General features: G+C 65.2%; 15 protein-coding genes. 12 read left to right on the plus strand and 3 right to left on the minus strand.

Annotated features, from left to right (window positions below; translation table 11 throughout):
• Positions 1 to 111 precede the first annotated feature (111 nt).
• From rpsK to rplQ, 3 genes are all read left to right on the plus strand, one after another.
• A complete protein-coding gene (rpsK, locus tag ACNJX8_RS17160) occupies positions 112 to 501 on the plus strand; it encodes a 30S ribosomal protein S11 (protein WP_007603045.1) in 390 nt (129 codons plus the stop codon).
• A gap of 112 nt (positions 502 to 613) precedes the next feature.
• Positions 614 to 1645, plus strand: coding sequence for a DNA-directed RNA polymerase subunit alpha (locus ACNJX8_RS17165; RefSeq protein ID WP_091894736.1), 1032 nt, complete (start codon positions 614 to 616; stop codon positions 1643 to 1645).
• A 120-nt stretch (positions 1646 to 1765) separates the two neighbouring features.
• On the plus strand, positions 1766 to 2182 hold the full coding sequence (gene rplQ / locus ACNJX8_RS17170; RefSeq protein WP_439361417.1) for a 50S ribosomal protein L17: 417 nt from the start codon (positions 1766 to 1768) through the stop codon (positions 2180 to 2182).
• Between the two features lie 81 nt (positions 2183 to 2263).
• Here rplQ and ACNJX8_RS17175 read toward each other — a convergent pair whose 3' ends face one another.
• Positions 2264 to 3241: a Bug family tripartite tricarboxylate transporter substrate binding protein gene (locus tag ACNJX8_RS17175; RefSeq protein ID WP_439361418.1), complete on the minus strand. Its 978-nt coding sequence runs from the start codon at positions 3239 to 3241 to the stop codon at positions 2264 to 2266.
• A 195-nt stretch (positions 3242 to 3436) separates the two neighbouring features.
• Here ACNJX8_RS17175 and ACNJX8_RS17180 point away from each other — a divergent pair, with 195 nt between their 5' ends.
• Together ACNJX8_RS17180 and ACNJX8_RS17185 are read left to right on the plus strand one after the other, a co-directional pair.
• Positions 3437 to 4225 (plus strand): SDR family NAD(P)-dependent oxidoreductase, encoded by a 789-nt coding sequence (locus tag ACNJX8_RS17180; RefSeq protein WP_439361419.1) that lies wholly within the window; start codon positions 3437 to 3439, stop codon positions 4223 to 4225.
• Between the two features lie 8 nt (positions 4226 to 4233).
• Complete coding sequence (locus ACNJX8_RS17185) at positions 4234 to 4530, plus strand: DUF1330 domain-containing protein (RefSeq protein WP_249756534.1); 297 nt, start codon at positions 4234 to 4236, stop codon at positions 4528 to 4530.
• A gap of 130 nt (positions 4531 to 4660) precedes the next feature.
• Here ACNJX8_RS17185 and ACNJX8_RS17190 read toward each other — a convergent pair whose 3' ends face one another.
• A complete protein-coding gene (locus ACNJX8_RS17190) occupies positions 4661 to 5674 on the minus strand; it encodes a zinc-binding alcohol dehydrogenase family protein (protein ID WP_439361420.1) in 1014 nt (337 codons plus the stop codon).
• Between the two features lie 122 nt (positions 5675 to 5796).
• On the opposite strand from ACNJX8_RS17190, the gene ACNJX8_RS17195 reads away from it, so the two are divergent.
• Positions 5797 to 6174: a winged helix-turn-helix transcriptional regulator gene (locus ACNJX8_RS17195; protein WP_439361421.1), complete on the plus strand. Its 378-nt coding sequence runs from the start codon at positions 5797 to 5799 to the stop codon at positions 6172 to 6174.
• A 222-nt stretch (positions 6175 to 6396) separates the two neighbouring features.
• Here ACNJX8_RS17195 and ACNJX8_RS17200 read toward each other — a convergent pair whose 3' ends face one another.
• Entirely contained in the window at positions 6397 to 8010 is a 1614-nt protein-coding gene (locus ACNJX8_RS17200; RefSeq protein ID WP_439361422.1) for an OprO/OprP family phosphate-selective porin, read from the minus strand.
• 312 nt (positions 8011 to 8322) lie between these two features.
• Here ACNJX8_RS17200 and ACNJX8_RS17205 point away from each other — a divergent pair, with 312 nt between their 5' ends.
• From ACNJX8_RS17205 to ACNJX8_RS17230, 6 genes are all read left to right on the plus strand, one after another.
• Positions 8323 to 9729, plus strand: coding sequence for a DegQ family serine endoprotease (locus ACNJX8_RS17205; RefSeq protein ID WP_439361423.1), 1407 nt, complete (start codon positions 8323 to 8325; stop codon positions 9727 to 9729).
• On the plus strand, positions 9726 to 11057 hold the full coding sequence (locus ACNJX8_RS17210; protein ID WP_439361424.1) for a replication-associated recombination protein A: 1332 nt from the start codon (positions 9726 to 9728) through the stop codon (positions 11055 to 11057). The genes ACNJX8_RS17205 and ACNJX8_RS17210 overlap by 4 nt, the downstream gene beginning before the upstream one ends.
• Before the next feature lie 56 nt (positions 11058 to 11113).
• Positions 11114 to 12328 carry an RluA family pseudouridine synthase gene (locus tag ACNJX8_RS17215; RefSeq protein ID WP_128933145.1) on the plus strand — a complete coding sequence of 405 codons (1215 nt, stop codon included), beginning with the start codon at positions 11114 to 11116 and terminating at the stop codon, positions 12326 to 12328.
• Positions 12329 to 12468: 140 nt separating this feature from the next.
• Positions 12469 to 13287, plus strand: a complete 819-nt coding sequence (locus tag ACNJX8_RS17220; RefSeq protein WP_439361425.1) for an ATP12 family chaperone protein — start codon at positions 12469 to 12471, stop codon at positions 13285 to 13287.
• 31 nt (positions 13288 to 13318) lie between these two features.
• Positions 13319 to 14938 carry a flagellar hook-length control protein FliK gene (gene fliK / locus ACNJX8_RS17225; protein WP_439361426.1) on the plus strand — a complete coding sequence of 540 codons (1620 nt, stop codon included), beginning with the start codon at positions 13319 to 13321 and terminating at the stop codon, positions 14936 to 14938.
• Entirely contained in the window at positions 14935 to 15195 is a 261-nt protein-coding gene (locus ACNJX8_RS17230; RefSeq protein ID WP_439361427.1) for an EscU/YscU/HrcU family type III secretion system export apparatus switch protein, read from the plus strand. Before fliK ends, ACNJX8_RS17230 begins: the two co-directional genes overlap by 4 nt.
• The last annotated feature ends 52 nt before the right edge of the window (positions 15196 to 15247 follow it).

Raw genomic sequence — 15247 nt, forward strand, 5'->3', positions numbered from 1 at the left:
AGTCGCGGCGTGCGGCGAACAGGGGATGACCCGTTCGCCGCGCGCCTTTCGTTCCACAGGTGTAGCCGCTGGCATTACGGCGGCGTTTGAGATCTCCAGGAAAGGTACTCAATGGGCAAGGAAGCCACCCGCGTTCGTCGTCGTGAGCGCAAGAACATCGCCTCCGGCGTCGCGCACGTGAACTCGTCGTTCAACAACACGACCATCACCATCACCGACGCACAGGGCAACACCATTGCCTGGTCCTCCGCCGGCACGATGGGCTTCAAGGGCTCGCGCAAGTCGACCCCGTACGCCGCGCAGGTTGCCGCGGAAGACGTCTCGAAGAAGGCGCAAGAGCACGGCATGCGCACGCTGGAAGTCGAAGTCGCCGGCCCCGGCTCGGGCCGTGAGTCGGCGCTCCGCGCACTTCAGGCCGCGGGCTTCACCGTCACCTCGATCCGCGACGTGACCACGATCCCGCACAACGGTTGCCGTCCCCGCAAGCGTCGGCGCGTTTGATACGAGGTTGCGGGCGCATCGGCGCCCGCGATGACTTTTCTAAGAAGCCGCGGGAATGCTCTGCGGCCTTTCTCCAACGCCAGTATTTGAACTGTCAAATTGGCTGGCCTGTATGGGTGAAACAGTGACGATCCAGAAAAATTGGCAAGAACTGATTCGGCCGAACAAGCTCCAGGTGTCCCCCGGCAGCGATCCCTCGCGTTTCGCGACCATCGTCGCCGAGCCGCTCGAGCGCGGCTTCGGCCAGACCCTCGGCAACGCCCTGCGCCGCATCCTGCTCTCCTCGCTTCAGGGCGCGGCAGTGCAGTCGGTGCATATCGACGGCGTGCTGCACGAGTTCTCCTCGATCGCGGGCGTCCGTGAGGACGTCACCGACATCGTGCTCAACATCAAGGACATCTCGATCAAGATGCAGGGCGAAGGCCCCAAGCGCATGGTCGTGAAGAAGCAGGGCCCGGGCGTCGTCACCGCCGGCGACATCCAGACCGTCGGCGACGTCACCGTGCTCAACCCGGACCTGCAGATCTGCACCCTCGACGAGGGTGCGGAGATCCGCATGGAGTTCACGGTCTCGACCGGCAAGGGCTACGTGCCCGCCGAGCGCAACCGCCCCGAGGATGCGCCGATCGGTCTGATCCCGGTCGACAGCCTCTACTCGCCGGTCCGCAAGGTCTCCTACAAGGTCGAGAACACCCGCGAGGGCCAGATCCTCGACTACGACAAGCTGACCATGACGATCGAGACCAACGGCGCGATCTCGCCGGATGACTCGGTGGCCTACGCCGCGCGCATCCTGCAGGATCAGCTCAACGTGTTCGTCAATTTCGAAGAGCCGCGCAAGGAAGTCGCCCAGGAGATCATCCCGGACCTCGCCTTCAACCCGGCCTTCCTCAAGAAGGTGGACGAGCTCGAGCTGTCGGTGCGTTCGGCCAACTGCTTGAAGAACGACAACATCGTCTATATCGGCGACCTCGTGCAGAAGTCGGAAGCCGAAATGCTCCGCACCCCGAACTTCGGCCGCAAGTCGCTGAACGAGATCAAGGAAGTGCTGGCCCAGATGGGTCTGCACCTCGGCATGGAAGTGCCGGGCTGGCCGCCGGAGAACATCGACGAGCTCGCCAAGCGCTTCGAAGATCACTACTGATCGACTTCACCGTGACGGCCGGGCTCTCCGGCCGTTATTTTCATGGGCGAACGCAGGCAGCCCACCTGAGCAACATGTCCGACGAACCGTCGCGGCAGTTTTAAAGTAAGGACTACACACATGCGTCACGGCAAGGTTCATCGGAAGCTCAACCGCACCGCCGAGCACCGCAAGGCGATGTTCGCCAACATGGCGGCCGCACTGATCAAGCACGAGCAGATCGTCACCACGCTGCCCAAGGCCAAGGAGCTTCGCCCGATCGTCGAGAAGCTCGTCACCCTCGGCAAGAAGGGCGGCCTGTCGCTGCGCCGCCAGGCGATCGCGGAGCTGCGCGACGTCGACATGGTCAAGAAGCTGTTCGACACGCTCGCGACCCGCTACAAGGACCGCCAGGGCGGCTACACCCGCATCATCAAGGCCGGCTTCCGCTACGGCGACAACGCCGCGATGGCCGTGATCGAGTTCGTTGATCGCGACGTCGACGCCAAGGGCCAGGATTCGGGTACGGTGCAGGAGAAGGAAGCCGAGGCGGCGTAAGCCGGATCGGCAGATACGGATTGAAAACGGCGCCCTCCTGGGCGCCGTTTTTGTTTCGAGGAATGGGGCGCGTCGGAAGGACTATTCCTCCTTGATCCCCGCCTTTTGCGCGATGTCCTTCATTTCAGCGGTCTCCTTGCCGATGGCTCCCGCCCAATCGCTGTAGCGCGCAAAGCCGGGCTCGAACCCGACCTTGGCGAAGCGTTCGGCCACGGATGGGCTGTTGATCGTATCCTCCAGCGTTGCCGTCAGCTTGTCACGAACGGCCGGCGGCAGCCCCTTGGGTGCGACCACCGCGCCCCATGAGGCGAAGTCGATGTTGCCATAGCCGAGCTCGGCGAGCGTCGGCACGTCAGGCAGGAACGGCGTCCGCTTGGCCGAGAACACGGCGAGCACTTTGACGGTGCCTGCCTCGATCTGCGGCTTCACGGCGATCACTGTGTCGACGTGGTACTGAATGTGCTTGCCGATAAGGTCGTTCATCGCCGGCGCACTGCCCTTGTAGGGCAGGTGGACCATCTTGATTCCGGCGGCCGATTTGAACAGCTCGCCGGCGAAATGCGAGACGGTCGCAACGCCGAACGACGCCAGCGACAGCTTGTCGGGATTGGCCTTCGCCTCGGTGACGAGCGCAGCCACGTCTTTGATCGGGTTGTCCTTGTAAGTGACCAGCGCCAGCGTGATCTTGCCGACCTGGCCGAGCGGCTCGAAATCCTTGGCTGCGTCGTAAGGCACGCTTTCCTTGACGGCCGCGGGCAGCGTGAAGCTCGAATTCGAGCTGAAGAACAGGGTGTATCCGTCAGGCGCCGAGCGCGCGACTTCCTTGGCCGCGATCGTGGTGCCGCCGCCGGGACGGTTCATGATGATCACGGGCTTGCCGAGCCGCGTCTCCAGTTCGCCGCCGATGATGCGCGCGACCACGTCGGAGGCGCCGCCGGGCGGGAAGGGCACGATCAATTGCAACGGTTTTTCCGGATAGACCGCTTGGGCCTGCGCGAGCGAATTGCCGCTGATCAGACCCAGCAACCCGAGCGCAACAATGAGGGCCGTTATTTTCATCGCAAGGTCCTTCCGTGTCCACATGAGCAAAAGAGCTTGGTCAGGCTAGCAATAATCGTTCCAGCCGCGACAGGGGCATACGAGGCGCCATGTCGCTGCCGGAACAGCTCGTGATCGTCACTGATTGGTGAGCGCCAATTGCGGCCCAATCCGCCACGTCCGATATCCCCGTCATCGTTCTGATGGAGATACTACATGAACATCGACCTTTCGGGAAAAACTGCACTGGTGACCGGCTCGACCGCCGGCATCGGCCACGCCATCGCCAAGGGCCTCGCCGCTTCGGGCGCCAGCGTCGTGATCAACGGTCGCGGCCGGGACAAGGTCGATGCGGCCGTCCGCAAGCTGGAAGGGACCGCCGCCAAGGCCCGCGGCATCGCCGCCGACGTCTCGACGGCGGAAGGCTGCAAGGCGCTCGTGGCGGCGCTTCCCGAAATCGACATCCTCATCAACAATGCCGGCATCTTCGAACCGAAGGAGTTTTTCGAGATTCCCGACGAGGACTGGACGCGCTTCTTCGAGGTCAACGTAATGAGCGGCGTGCGGCTGTCGCGCGCGTACATGAAGGGCATGCTGAAGCGCAACTGGGGCCGCATCGTCTTCATCTCCTCGGAGTCCGGACTCAACATTCCCGTCGAGATGATTCATTACGGCATGACCAAGACGGCCCAGCTCTCGGTTGCGCGCGGGCTCGCGCAGCTCACCCGCGGCACCGGCGTCACCGTCAATTCCGTGCTGCCGGGCCCGACCATGTCGGAGGGCGTCGAGACGTTCGTGAAGGATCTGGCGAAGCAGAACGGCCAATCGGTGGACGAAGCCGCTGCCAATTTCGTCAAGCAGCATCGTCCGAGCTCGCTGATCCAGCGCTTCGCCAGCGTGGAGGAGATCGCCAACATGGTGGTCTACATTGCGTCGAAAGAGGCGTCCGCGACCAACGGTGCGGCGCTGCGCGCGGAAGGTGGTATCGTCAACACCATCGCTTGAGGCCGTGCATGACAGCCTATGTGATTTCCGAAGTCGAGATGCGCGATCCCGATGGATTTGAAGCCTATCGTACGCTCGCCGCGAAAACGATCGCGCAATACGGCGGGCGTTATCTCGTCCGCGGCGGCAAGGCCGAACTCGCCGAAGGCAATCTTCCGCCGAAGGCCATCATCATCGTCGAATTCCCGTCGATGGCGAGGCTGAAGGAATGGTACGCCTCGCCGGAATATGCCGAGGCGCTGAAGCTGCGGCAGACGGCGCTGGAGCGGCGGCTGCTGTTCGTCGAGGGGGCGAGGGAAACGTAGGGTGGGTTAGCCGAAGGCGTAACCCACCGCTGTGTGTTTCCGCAGAGATAGAAGAGGTGGGTTACGCCCTGCGAACCGCGCTTCGCGCAGTCGCAGGGCTAACCCACCCTACGCACCGACATTGTAGCTGCTACCACCCCTCCAGCACGATCTTGTCGCGCGACTTGCCGCTCTCGAGCAGCGCGTGGGCGCGCTTGAGGTTGGCCGCATTGATCGTGCCAAAGGTCTGGTCGAGAGTGGTGCGCAACACGCCCTTGTCGATGAGGTCGGCGACGTCATTGAGCAGGCGATGCTGCGCGATCATATCAGGCGTCTGGAATGACGAGCGCGTGAACATCGATTCCCAGTGCACCGAGATCGCCTTGCCCTTGAATGTGCTCATGGCGAATTCCGGCGGATCGTCGATCAGGCCGAACTTGCCCTGCGGTGCCATGACCTCCGCGATCGCCTTGTAGTGCTGGTCGGTGAAGGTGAGGCTCGCGACCAGCGCGACCGGGGGCAACTTGAGCTTCTCGATCTGCTCCTTCATCGGCTTACCGTGGTCGATCACCGCATGCGCGCCGAGATCGAGGCACCATTTTTGCGACTCCGGCCGCGTCGCGGTCGCGAGCACGGTCAGCCCGGTGAGACGACGCGCGAGCTGGATCAGGATCGAGCCGACGCCGCCGGCGCCGCCGATGATCAGCAGCGTGCGCGGATCGACGCTCTTGCCGGGGACCGCGCCCAGCCGGTCGAACAGCAGCTCCCAGGCGGTGATGGAGGTGAGGGGAAGGGCGGCCGCTTGCGCGAACGAGAGGCTCTTCGGCTTGCTGCCGACGATGCGCTCGTCGACCAGGTGGTATTCCGAGTTGGTGCCCTGGCGCAGGATCGAGCCTGCGTAAAACACCTCGTCGCCCGGCTTGAACAGCGTGACGTCGGGGCCGACGGCATCGACCACGCCGGCCGCGTCATAGCCGAGGATCTTCATCTCGCCCTCGGGCGGGGCGGCACGCTTGCGCACCTTGTAATCGACCGGATTGGCCGAGATCGCTTTCACCGCGACGCGGATGTCGCGCCCTCCGGGCTCGGGTTTTGCGGTCTCGAAATCGATCAGTGAATCCGCGTCCTCGATCGGAAGCGATTTCTTGTAGCCGACGGCCTTCATGGCTTGTCTCCATCAGATGGCTTTGTTCGCCCGCCATCCTAACTGTCGCTCTGGCCCCGATTTGGCAAGTACTGTAAATTCGGGGATATAGTCCCTGTTTGGATACTATTGGAAAAACACGCATGAAACGGCGCAATTTTGCCCAGCGCCCCGGCTGCTCGGTCGAGGCGACGCTGGATCTGATCGACGGCAAATGGAAGGGCGTGATCCTCTACCACCTCCAGAGCGGCACCCAGCGCTTCGGCGAATTGCGCCGCCGGATGCCGGGCATCACCCAGCGCATGCTGACCAAACAGCTGCGCGCGCTGGAGGAGGACAAGCTCGTCATCCGCAAGGTCTATGCCGAGGTGCCGCCGCGCGTTGAGTATTGCCTCTCCGAGCTCGGCGAGAGCCTCAGGCCCGTAATCGATATCCTGAAGGCCTGGGGCGAGAACCACCAACAGCGGCTGTCCTGCGCGCCCGCGCCGGTGGCCGCGAAGAAGCCCAAGCGCGCGGCGTGATGGGATGAAAGACGCCGGCCTTTTTTCTCTCCCCAGCGGGGAGAGTTCGAATTGCATCTGGCGATGCGCAAGCATCGTCCAGTGCAATTCGGGTGAGGGGCGCCGCATCCTCGATCGAGCGTAACGCCTTACCTGCGCCGGAGCCTGTCATCGGGCGCGCCTTTGGCGCGATCCGTTGGGCGCGACCTCTCCCAATGGGGCCCAATGGGAGAGGTGTAGAGCCTAGAATGCAAACTGCGTGCGCATCGCCACTGCGTCGAACTTCGACCCGACATCGGCGGTCGAGATCGGCGAGGCCTGCCGCGACACCGTTCCGTGCAGATAGTCGAGCATGAAGCGGACGTTGCCGTTGACGTACCAGTTCAGCGCGAGCGTATAGACGGTCTGCCGGCCGCCGGCGATGCCGGTCGCTGCTCCCAACTGATTGTTGAGATCGATCGTCGAGAAGCGTCCCGCGATCTCCCACGCGCCCCAGCCGCCACCGTCGAGCGAGAACGGATGCGCCGGCTTGACACCGCTATAGGCGGCGTTCGCAGCATTGTAGGTCCGGCCTTCGCCCGTCAGCACGTAGCCGGCCTGGGCGTAGCCGCCCTGGAATTTCAGGCTCGGTGCACCAACCAGCGGCACGCCGGTGTTGGCCGTGCGATCGACATTGTACCAGAAGTACTCGCCCTGGACGATGAAGGGTCCGTAGGTCGCCGCCGCCTCGACGCTGTAGACCTGCGCGCCCGAGGCATTGGCGATGGCGCCGGTGGAGATCAGCGTGGTCGGGTCGAGACGCAATTCCGGGCGATCGCTGAGCGTGACCGTCTGCGTGTTGGCGATCAGGTTGCGCGGCGGCTGGATCAGCCATTGCGCGTCGGCGCCGATATGCACCGAGTAGTCCTTGCCGCTGATCGGATTGCCGGCCACGCGCGCCACGGCGCCATATTGCTCGCTGGTGCCGGCTGGCGCCGCGCTCGAGGCGGAGTGGATCGCACCGGTCGACGGTCCCGTGACATAGCCGCCGATCCAGAGCTGGTCGTTGAACCAGCGCGCACCGGCTGCCGAGCGGAAGTCACCGGCGGCGATATTGGTTGCAATCACGCCGGGCGAGGCGCGCTCCATGAACATGATGTCGTTGGAGCTCGTGGCTTCGTCCATGGTGTAGGGCAGGTCCATGATGCCGGCCTCGATCGCCATTCGTCCGCCGAACGGCTTTAGGCCGGTATAGCTGAGATAGGCATTCTCGACGCCGGAGACGCCACCGCCCGGAAGGGATCCCGGCGCGGCGCCGCCAAATCCGTCGGATGAGCCGCCGAAGTCGTAGACCAGCGCGAAGTTCCAGTCGTTGAAGAACTTGCCGGTGACGCCGATGCGCGCGCGGCGAACGTTCTGGCCGCTGTCGAGCTTCTGCGGCACGGTCGCCGCGGTGTCGGGACGATAGTCATAGCCGCCGACATCCCAATGCAGGCGGCTGGTGATGGCGACGCAGTTCGCCTGGTCGGCGGTGCAGATGGTTGGCCGGTTGTTCGGCATCGTCACGACGACGCTGGAGGCCGGCGCCGGTCCCTTGACCGGGATCGCCGCATTGGCGTTGGCAACCGCGGCCTTTGCCTCCGAGCGCGCCTCGGCCTTGGCTTCAGCCTTCGCTTCGGCTCTGGCTTTCGCCGTGGCCGCCGTGTTCGCTGCGGTCTGACTCTGGAGCTTGTCGAGCTTCTGCTCCAGCATCTTCAATTGCTGTTTCAGCAGCGCGATCTCCTGCTCGCTGCTGCTTGCCGATTGGGCCTGGGCCTGCGAGGCCGCCAGCGCGCCGGCGAGTCCAATCGCCGTGGCTGCAATTCTTGTCCTGCTCACGTCATGACTCCATCGTTTGACGAACTTCCCCAAGTCGCAACGGGAGAGCCTAGGTATGATCGATGACTGCCCCGCGACGCTGCGCCCGGTTGCGCGGTTCCCACTGATGCCAATTCGCCGCAACCGAATCCGCTCGACACCACAATGCTGGATGACGAGCATCATGCCAATCCACCGCTCTGGCAAATTGCCGATTCGCACGCTGTGCTTGCATCTCGGACACACTGGAAAGGGGCTGAATATTGCCGCCTGGCGCCCTTCTATTGGCGGGCGAACGCGCCTATATTCCGGCGTCTTTTCCAAGAGGTAGGAATGTTTCGATCGACCTGGACCGCCGTCGCCACGGCCTTGTGCATAGCGTTTTCAGCCCATTTCAATCCGACTGCTGCGCAGGACCGCCGGGTCCCGTCGTCGCCGGCCGAGTTGCGGCTGTCCTATGCACCGATCGTGCAGCGTGTGCAGCCGGCCGTCGTCAACGTCTATGCCGCCAAGGTGGTGCAGAACGGCAATCCACTGCTCGACGATCCGATCTTCCGTCGCTTCTTCGGCGTGCCGGGCCAGCAGCCCGAGCAGATGCAGCGTTCGCTCGGCTCCGGCGTCATCGTCGATGCCTCCGGCCTCGTCGTCACCAACGTCCATGTCATCGAGGGCGCGGACCAGGTGAAAGTGTCATTGTCGGACAAGCGCGAGTTCGAGGCCGAGATCCTGCTGAAGGATTCCCGCACCGATCTCGCCGTGCTTCGCCTGAAGGACACCAAGGAGAAATTCCCGACCCTCGACTTCACCAATTCCGACGAATTGCTGGTCGGCGACGTCGTGCTCGCCATCGGCAATCCCTTCGGCGTCGGCCAGACCGTGACCCACGGCATCATCTCGGCGCTGGCGCGGACGCAGGTCGGCATCACCGACTACCAGTTCTTCATCCAGACCGATGCGGCGATCAATCCCGGCAATTCCGGCGGCGCCCTGGTCGACATGAGCGGCAGGCTCGCCGGCATCAACACCGCGATCTATTCGCGCTCCGGCGGCTCGCAAGGAATCGGCTTTGCCATTCCCGCCAACATGGTGCGCGTCGTAGTCGCTTCCGCCAAGAGCGGCGGCAAGGCGGTGAAGCGGCCGTGGCTGGGGGCGAGGTTGCAGGCGGTGACGCCCGAGATCGCCGAGAGTCTCGGCCTGCGCTCGCCGACCGGTGCGCTGGTCGCAAGCGTGGTGCCGAATGGCCCCGCGGCGAAGGCCGGCCTGAAATCCTCCGACCTCATCACCGGGATCGACGGCCAGACCGTGGATGATCCCAACGCCTTCGATTACCGCTTCGCGACCCGTCCGCTCGGCGGCACCGCGCAGATCGACGTGCAGCGCGGCAGCAAGCCGGTCAAGTTGACGGTGGCACTGGAGACCGCGCCGGACACCGGCCGCAACGAGCTCGTCGTCACCGCGCGCTCGCCGTTCCAGGGCGCGAAGGTCTCGACCATCACGCCGGCCGTCGCCGACGAGCTGCATCTGGATGCCGACACCGACGGCGTCGTGATCACCGATATCGGCGGCGATACCGCGGCCGCAAGTGTCGGCTTCCAGAAGGGCGACATCATCCTGGCGGTCAACAACCAGAAGATCAGCAAGACCGGCGACCTCGAGAAGGCCGCGGGTGAACGGCCCCGAATCTGGCGCATCACGCTGGTGCGCGGCGGCCAGCAGATCAACGTCACGCTGGGCGGATGAGTCCGAAGCGACCACAGGAGACGCCAACCCTCTTCGCCGCGGCGGGGCTCGATCATGATGCTCCGCATCCGCTGCCGGATCGGCTGCGTCCGCGCGCCTTGTCGGAGGTCGTCGGCCAGGACCACATCCTCGGTTCCGACGGTGCGCTGACGCGCATGCTGGAAACGCGCACGCTCGGCTCACTCATCTTCTGGGGGCCGCCCGGCACCGGCAAGACCACGGTGGCGCGGCTGTTGGCGGATGCGACCGATCTGCATTTCGAGCAGATTTCCGCGGTGTTCTCCGGCGTCGCCGATTTGAAGAAGGCGTTCGATGCCGCGCGGGCCCGCCGGGAGATGGGTAAGGGCACGCTGCTGTTCGTCGATGAGGTGCATCGCTTCAATCGCGCCCAGCAGGATTCGTTTCTGCCCGTGATGGAAGACGGCACGGTGGTCATGGTCGGCGCCACCACCGAGAATCCGTCGTTCGAGCTCAACGCGGCGCTTCTGTCGCGCGCGCGTGTGCTGGTGTTTCGCTCGCTCGACGCGGCCGCGATCGAAAAGCTGTTCGCGCATGCCGAGGAGGTCGAAGGCCGCAAGCTGCCGCTCGATGCCGAGGCGCGCGCGGTGCTGGTGCGCATGGCCGATGGCGACGGCCGCGCCTCGTTGACGCTCGCCGAGGAAGTCTGGCGCGCCGCGCGCAAGGACGAGATCTTCAACGCCGCGCAGTTGCAGGAGATTTTGCAACGCCGCGCCCCGATCTACGACAAGTCGGCCGACGGCCATTACAACCTGATCTCGGCGCTGCATAAGTCGGTGCGCGGCTCCGATCCCGATGCCGCGCTGTATTACCTCGCGCGCATGCTCGATGCCGGCGAGGATCCGTTGTTCCTGGCCCGCCGCGTCGTGCGTATGGCGGTCGAGGACATCGGTCTTGCCGATCCGCAGGCCCTGGTCATCGCCAACGCCGCCAAGGATGCTTTCGACTTTCTGGGTCACCCAGAGGGCGAGCTCGCCATCGCGCAGGCCGTGGTCTATCTCGCCACCGCGCCGAAATCGAACGCGGTCTATACCGCCTTCGGCACGGCGATGCAGGTGGCAAAGCAGGCCGGCTCGCTGCTGCCGCCCAAGCACATCCTCAATTCCCCGACCAAGCTGATGAAGTCCGAAGGCTACGGCTCCGGCTACGAATACGACCACGACGCGCCGGATGCCTTTTCAGGCCAGGACTATTTCCCGGAAGCCCTCGGCCGCCAGACCTTTTACGACCCGCCCGAGCGCGGTTTCGAGCGCGAGATCAGGAAGCGGCTGGATTACTGGGCCAAGCTGCGCAAGGAGCGGGGCGGCTGAGGCCAAATCGCCATTTCGTCGTGACGAAACGGCACTTTTGGGCTAGGCAGGCAGCCATGAGCCGCCGCATCAAGAGAACCAACCAAGAGCCCCGTTCGCGTGATCAGCGCAAGGAGGCGCGCCCGTTCAAGGCGCGCAGCGCGAAGAAGGCCGGACCGCGTCCTGGCGGTAAGCCCGGTGCCAAGCCGCCGCGCTTTGCGGGCGAGCGCGCCGAGCGGCGTGCGCCCAAGGCCGCAATAGAAAAGCCCACGCCAGCAAAGCCCGTCGAGGCATTGCTGCCGACCAAGGTGCAGACCGTCACCGTGACGGCCGACGAGAACAACATGCGCGTCGACCGTTTTCTCGAAGCGCGCTTTCCCGGTCTGTCGTTCTCCCACATCCAGCGTGTCGTGCGCAAAGGCGAGCTGCGTGTCGACGGCAAGCGCGTCGACAGCAAGGATCGCCTGGAGGAGGGGCAGAGCGTCCGCATTCCGCCGCTCAAGCTCGACACGCCGAAGACGGCCGGCCCTCTGTCGGAAGCCGCGCAGAAGACGCTTGCCGCGCTGAAGGAGATGACGATTTGGGAGGACGACGACGTGCTCGTCCTCAACAAGCCCGCCGGCCTTGCCGTGCAGGGCGGCTCGGGCATGACGCGGCACATCGACCAGATGCTGGAGGTGATGCGCGATTCCAAGGGCCAGAAGCCGCGCCTCGTGCACCGTATCGACAGGGAGACGTCGGGCTGTCTCCTGATCGCCAAGACGCGCTTTGCCGCCTCGCATTTGACCGGCGCGTTCCGGTCGCGCTCGGCGCGAAAGGTCTATTGGGCGCTGGTGCCGGGCCTGCCGAAACCGAAGCAGGGCCGCATCTCGACCTTCCTCGCGAAGGAGGAGGGCGAGGACGATACCATCATGCGCATCGCCCAGCATGGCGACGAGGGCGCCAGCCACGCGGTGACGTACTATGCGATGGTCGAGACCGCCGGCAACAAGCTGACCTGGGTGTCGCTGAAGCCCGTGACGGGCCGCACCCATCAACTCCGTGCCCATATGGCCCATATCGGCCATCCCATCATTGGCGATCCCAAATATTTCAACATCGAGAACTGGGAGCTGCCGGGCGGCTTGCAAAACCGGCTGCATCTCCTGGCACGCCGGATCGTCATCCCGCATCCACGCGGCGGCGTGATCGACGCCACCGCGCCGCTGCCGCCACATATGCAGCAATCGTGGAATCTGCTCGGGCTGGATGCAAGCCGGTTTGATCCGATCGAGAACGCGCCGGAGGAGTAGGGCTAGGCGCCGCGGCCAGCCAAAGCCCGGCGAGCAGGGTTGCAATGCCCGCAAGTTCCCTTATGCCAGCCGCTCGCTTTATCGGCCGCCGCTCTTATCTTGAAAGCTTAGCATTCAGCGACCGGGACCGAAGACTCAACATGCGCGAATTGTTCGAAGAGGCTGCAGGGCAACCCCCGCCGGATCCGCGGGAATCGGCGCGCGCCTCCGCGCGCACGTCCCCGCGCAAGCGCTTCTACAAGGAGGCCGGCGCGGGCGAGGCCGAGGGCGGCTTCGCCATCACCCTCGACGGCAAGCCGATCCGCACGCCCACCGGGCGTCAGGTGGTGATCCCCTCGCGCGACCTCGCCGATGCGGTTGCTGCCGAATGGGCTGCGCAGGGCGAGACGATCGATCCCGTGACCATGCCGCTGACGCGGATCGCCAACAGCGTGGTCGAGGGTGTGATCGACCGGGTTGATCTCGTCAGCGACGATCTCGCAAAATACTTCGAGACCGACCTGTTGTTCTATCGCGCCGGCCACCCCGAAGGGCTGGTCGCCCGCGAGGCCGCGCATTGGGACCCCGTGCTGTTCTGGGCCGCGGAGTCGCTGGGCGCGCATTTCATCCTGTCCGAGGGCATCATGCATGTGAAGCAGCCGGACGAGGCGCTGAAGGCAGCCCGCGCCGCGCTGCCAAGAGATGCCTGGTCGGTCGCCGCGCTCCATGTGGTGACCACCCTGACCGGCTCGGCGCTGCTCGCGCTGGCGCTGGCCCATGGCGTGCGTGATGCTGGCCAGGTCTGGGCCGCCGCCCATGTCGATGAGGACTGGAACATCGACCAATGGGGCGTGGACGAGGAAGCGGCCGCTCGCCGGGCCACGCGCCTGCGGGATTTCGAGGCCGCCGTGGCGGTCTTGGCCGCGGTGAAGCCGCAAGCGGCCGAAGGTCTTAACGAGAGGTTTACGACGGCGCCTTAGGGTGGGATGGCATTCCCTGGGCTGCCTCAAGATGCCGACGCCGATAAGCTCGATCGTTCCTGTCAGTGCCGCCAGCTCTGTGGCTGATGCGACGACGCCCGATCTCGTGCAGGCCGGCAGCGTCGTCGACGCCAAAGTGGTCAGCGTGCTCGCCGACAATCTGGTGCGGATCGCGATCGCGAACCTCTCGATGGACGTGATGTCGGAAGTGGCGCTGACACCGGGGCAGAATCTCCAGCTCGCGGTGTCGCAAAACGACGGCACCACCCGGCTCGCGGTCGTCGGCGGGACAGGCGGGGCGGCGTCCGATCAGATTACGCTGACGCCAGCTGCGGCCTCGCTGGTGGAGAGCCCGCCGCTCGCGCCGTCCGCGAGCGCGGCGCGCAATACGTTGACTCCGCTGGAGCAAGTCGCCGTCACCGTGGCGTCCGCCGAGGCCGTGACCAGGCAAGGCAGCCAGGCGCCGCTGTTTGCCAATCTCGCAGCGGTCGTCACCAGCAGCGATTTGCCGGCGGGGCTGAAGCAGGCCGTGCTGGACGTGCTGGCGCAGCAGACGCCGCTCAACGCCGGGCTCGATGGCGGCGATATTGAATCCGCCTTCCAGAAATCGGGGCTGTTCCTCGAGGCTTCGCTGGCCGCCGGCGCGCCCCCGTCATCCGGTGCAGTGCCGGATTTGAAAGCGGCGCTGCTGGTGTTGCGACAGACGCTGACCACGATTGAGACGGCCGCGCCGCCGACCCAGGGCGCCATGATTCCGACTGGCGCCACGGCGACACCGCAGGTCGTTGCCGCCCCGGCCCAGGCAGCAGGCGAGGCCACGCAGGCCGCATTGCCGTCAACCGAACCCGAAATCGCCCAACCGCTGCAACCGCCACGCAGCGCCAATCCCACGGCTGCGGGGCTCGCCGACATCGCTGGCGGCGCTGCACAGGCGGCGATGCCCAGGACCATGTCCCCAGGCCTTACTGCCAGCCTCTTGCAGGAGATGACGCAAAACCTGCCGCGAATGATCGGCAACATGCCCGGCTCCAACAAGGCCGTGCCGGATGGCCACATCTTCGAGGCGGCCACCCACGCGACCACGCCACCGCCGTTCCGTGGCGCGCTGCCAGCGCCCCAATCCATCGCTTCGCCATCGCTCGCGCCCGATACGCCGCTGGCCACCACGGTGCATCGCCTGCTCGACGATACCGATGCCGCGATCGCGCGGCAGACGCTGTTGCAAGTTGCCTCGCTCCCCGATCGCACCGACGCCAGCGGCCACCGCATCGACCCGGCCGTGCCGCAATGGAATTTCGAGATTCCCTTCGCAACCCCGCAGGGCACCGCGATGGCGCAGTTCGAGATCTCGCGCGATGGCAGCAATGAATCCGCCGATCCCGCCACGCGTGCCTGGCGCGCGCGCTTCTCGCTCAATGTCGAGCCGGCCGGCCCGGTGCACGCGCTGATCACGCTGAGTGGCGACAAGACCTTCGTGCGGATGTGGGCGGAGCGGCCGGCGACGGCACAGCAGCTCCGCGCCGGCGTCGGTGAGCTCAGCCAGGCATTGTCCAGAGCCGAGCTCAAGCCTGGTGATATCATCGTGCGCGACGGCACCCCGCCGCAGGCCGCGCCGGCTCGCGCCGGCCATTTCCTGGATCGCGCCACATGAGCGACCCATCCAAGCTCGCGATTGCCCTGCATTATGAGAAGGGCACCAACGCCCCGGTTGTCGTCGCCAAGGGCAAGGGCACGATCGGCGAAAAGATCGTCGAGATCGCCAAGGCCCATGACATTCCGATCGAGGAGAGCGAGGTTTTGGCCGGCGCACTCTCCAAGGTCGAGCTCGGCGAGGAGATCCCGCCGGACCTCTACAAGGCCGTCGCCGAAGTGCTGGTGTTCGTGCTGCGGCTGTCGCGGGAGCGCTGACCGCTGTCATCGTTTCACCACGTGGGGGCTGCATGGTTGCGGCCACTTTCAT

This window comes from Bradyrhizobium sp. SPXBL-04 (genome assembly GCF_051853035.1).
GTDB classification, from domain to species: Bacteria; Pseudomonadota; Alphaproteobacteria; order Rhizobiales; family Xanthobacteraceae; genus Bradyrhizobium; species Bradyrhizobium zhanjiangense.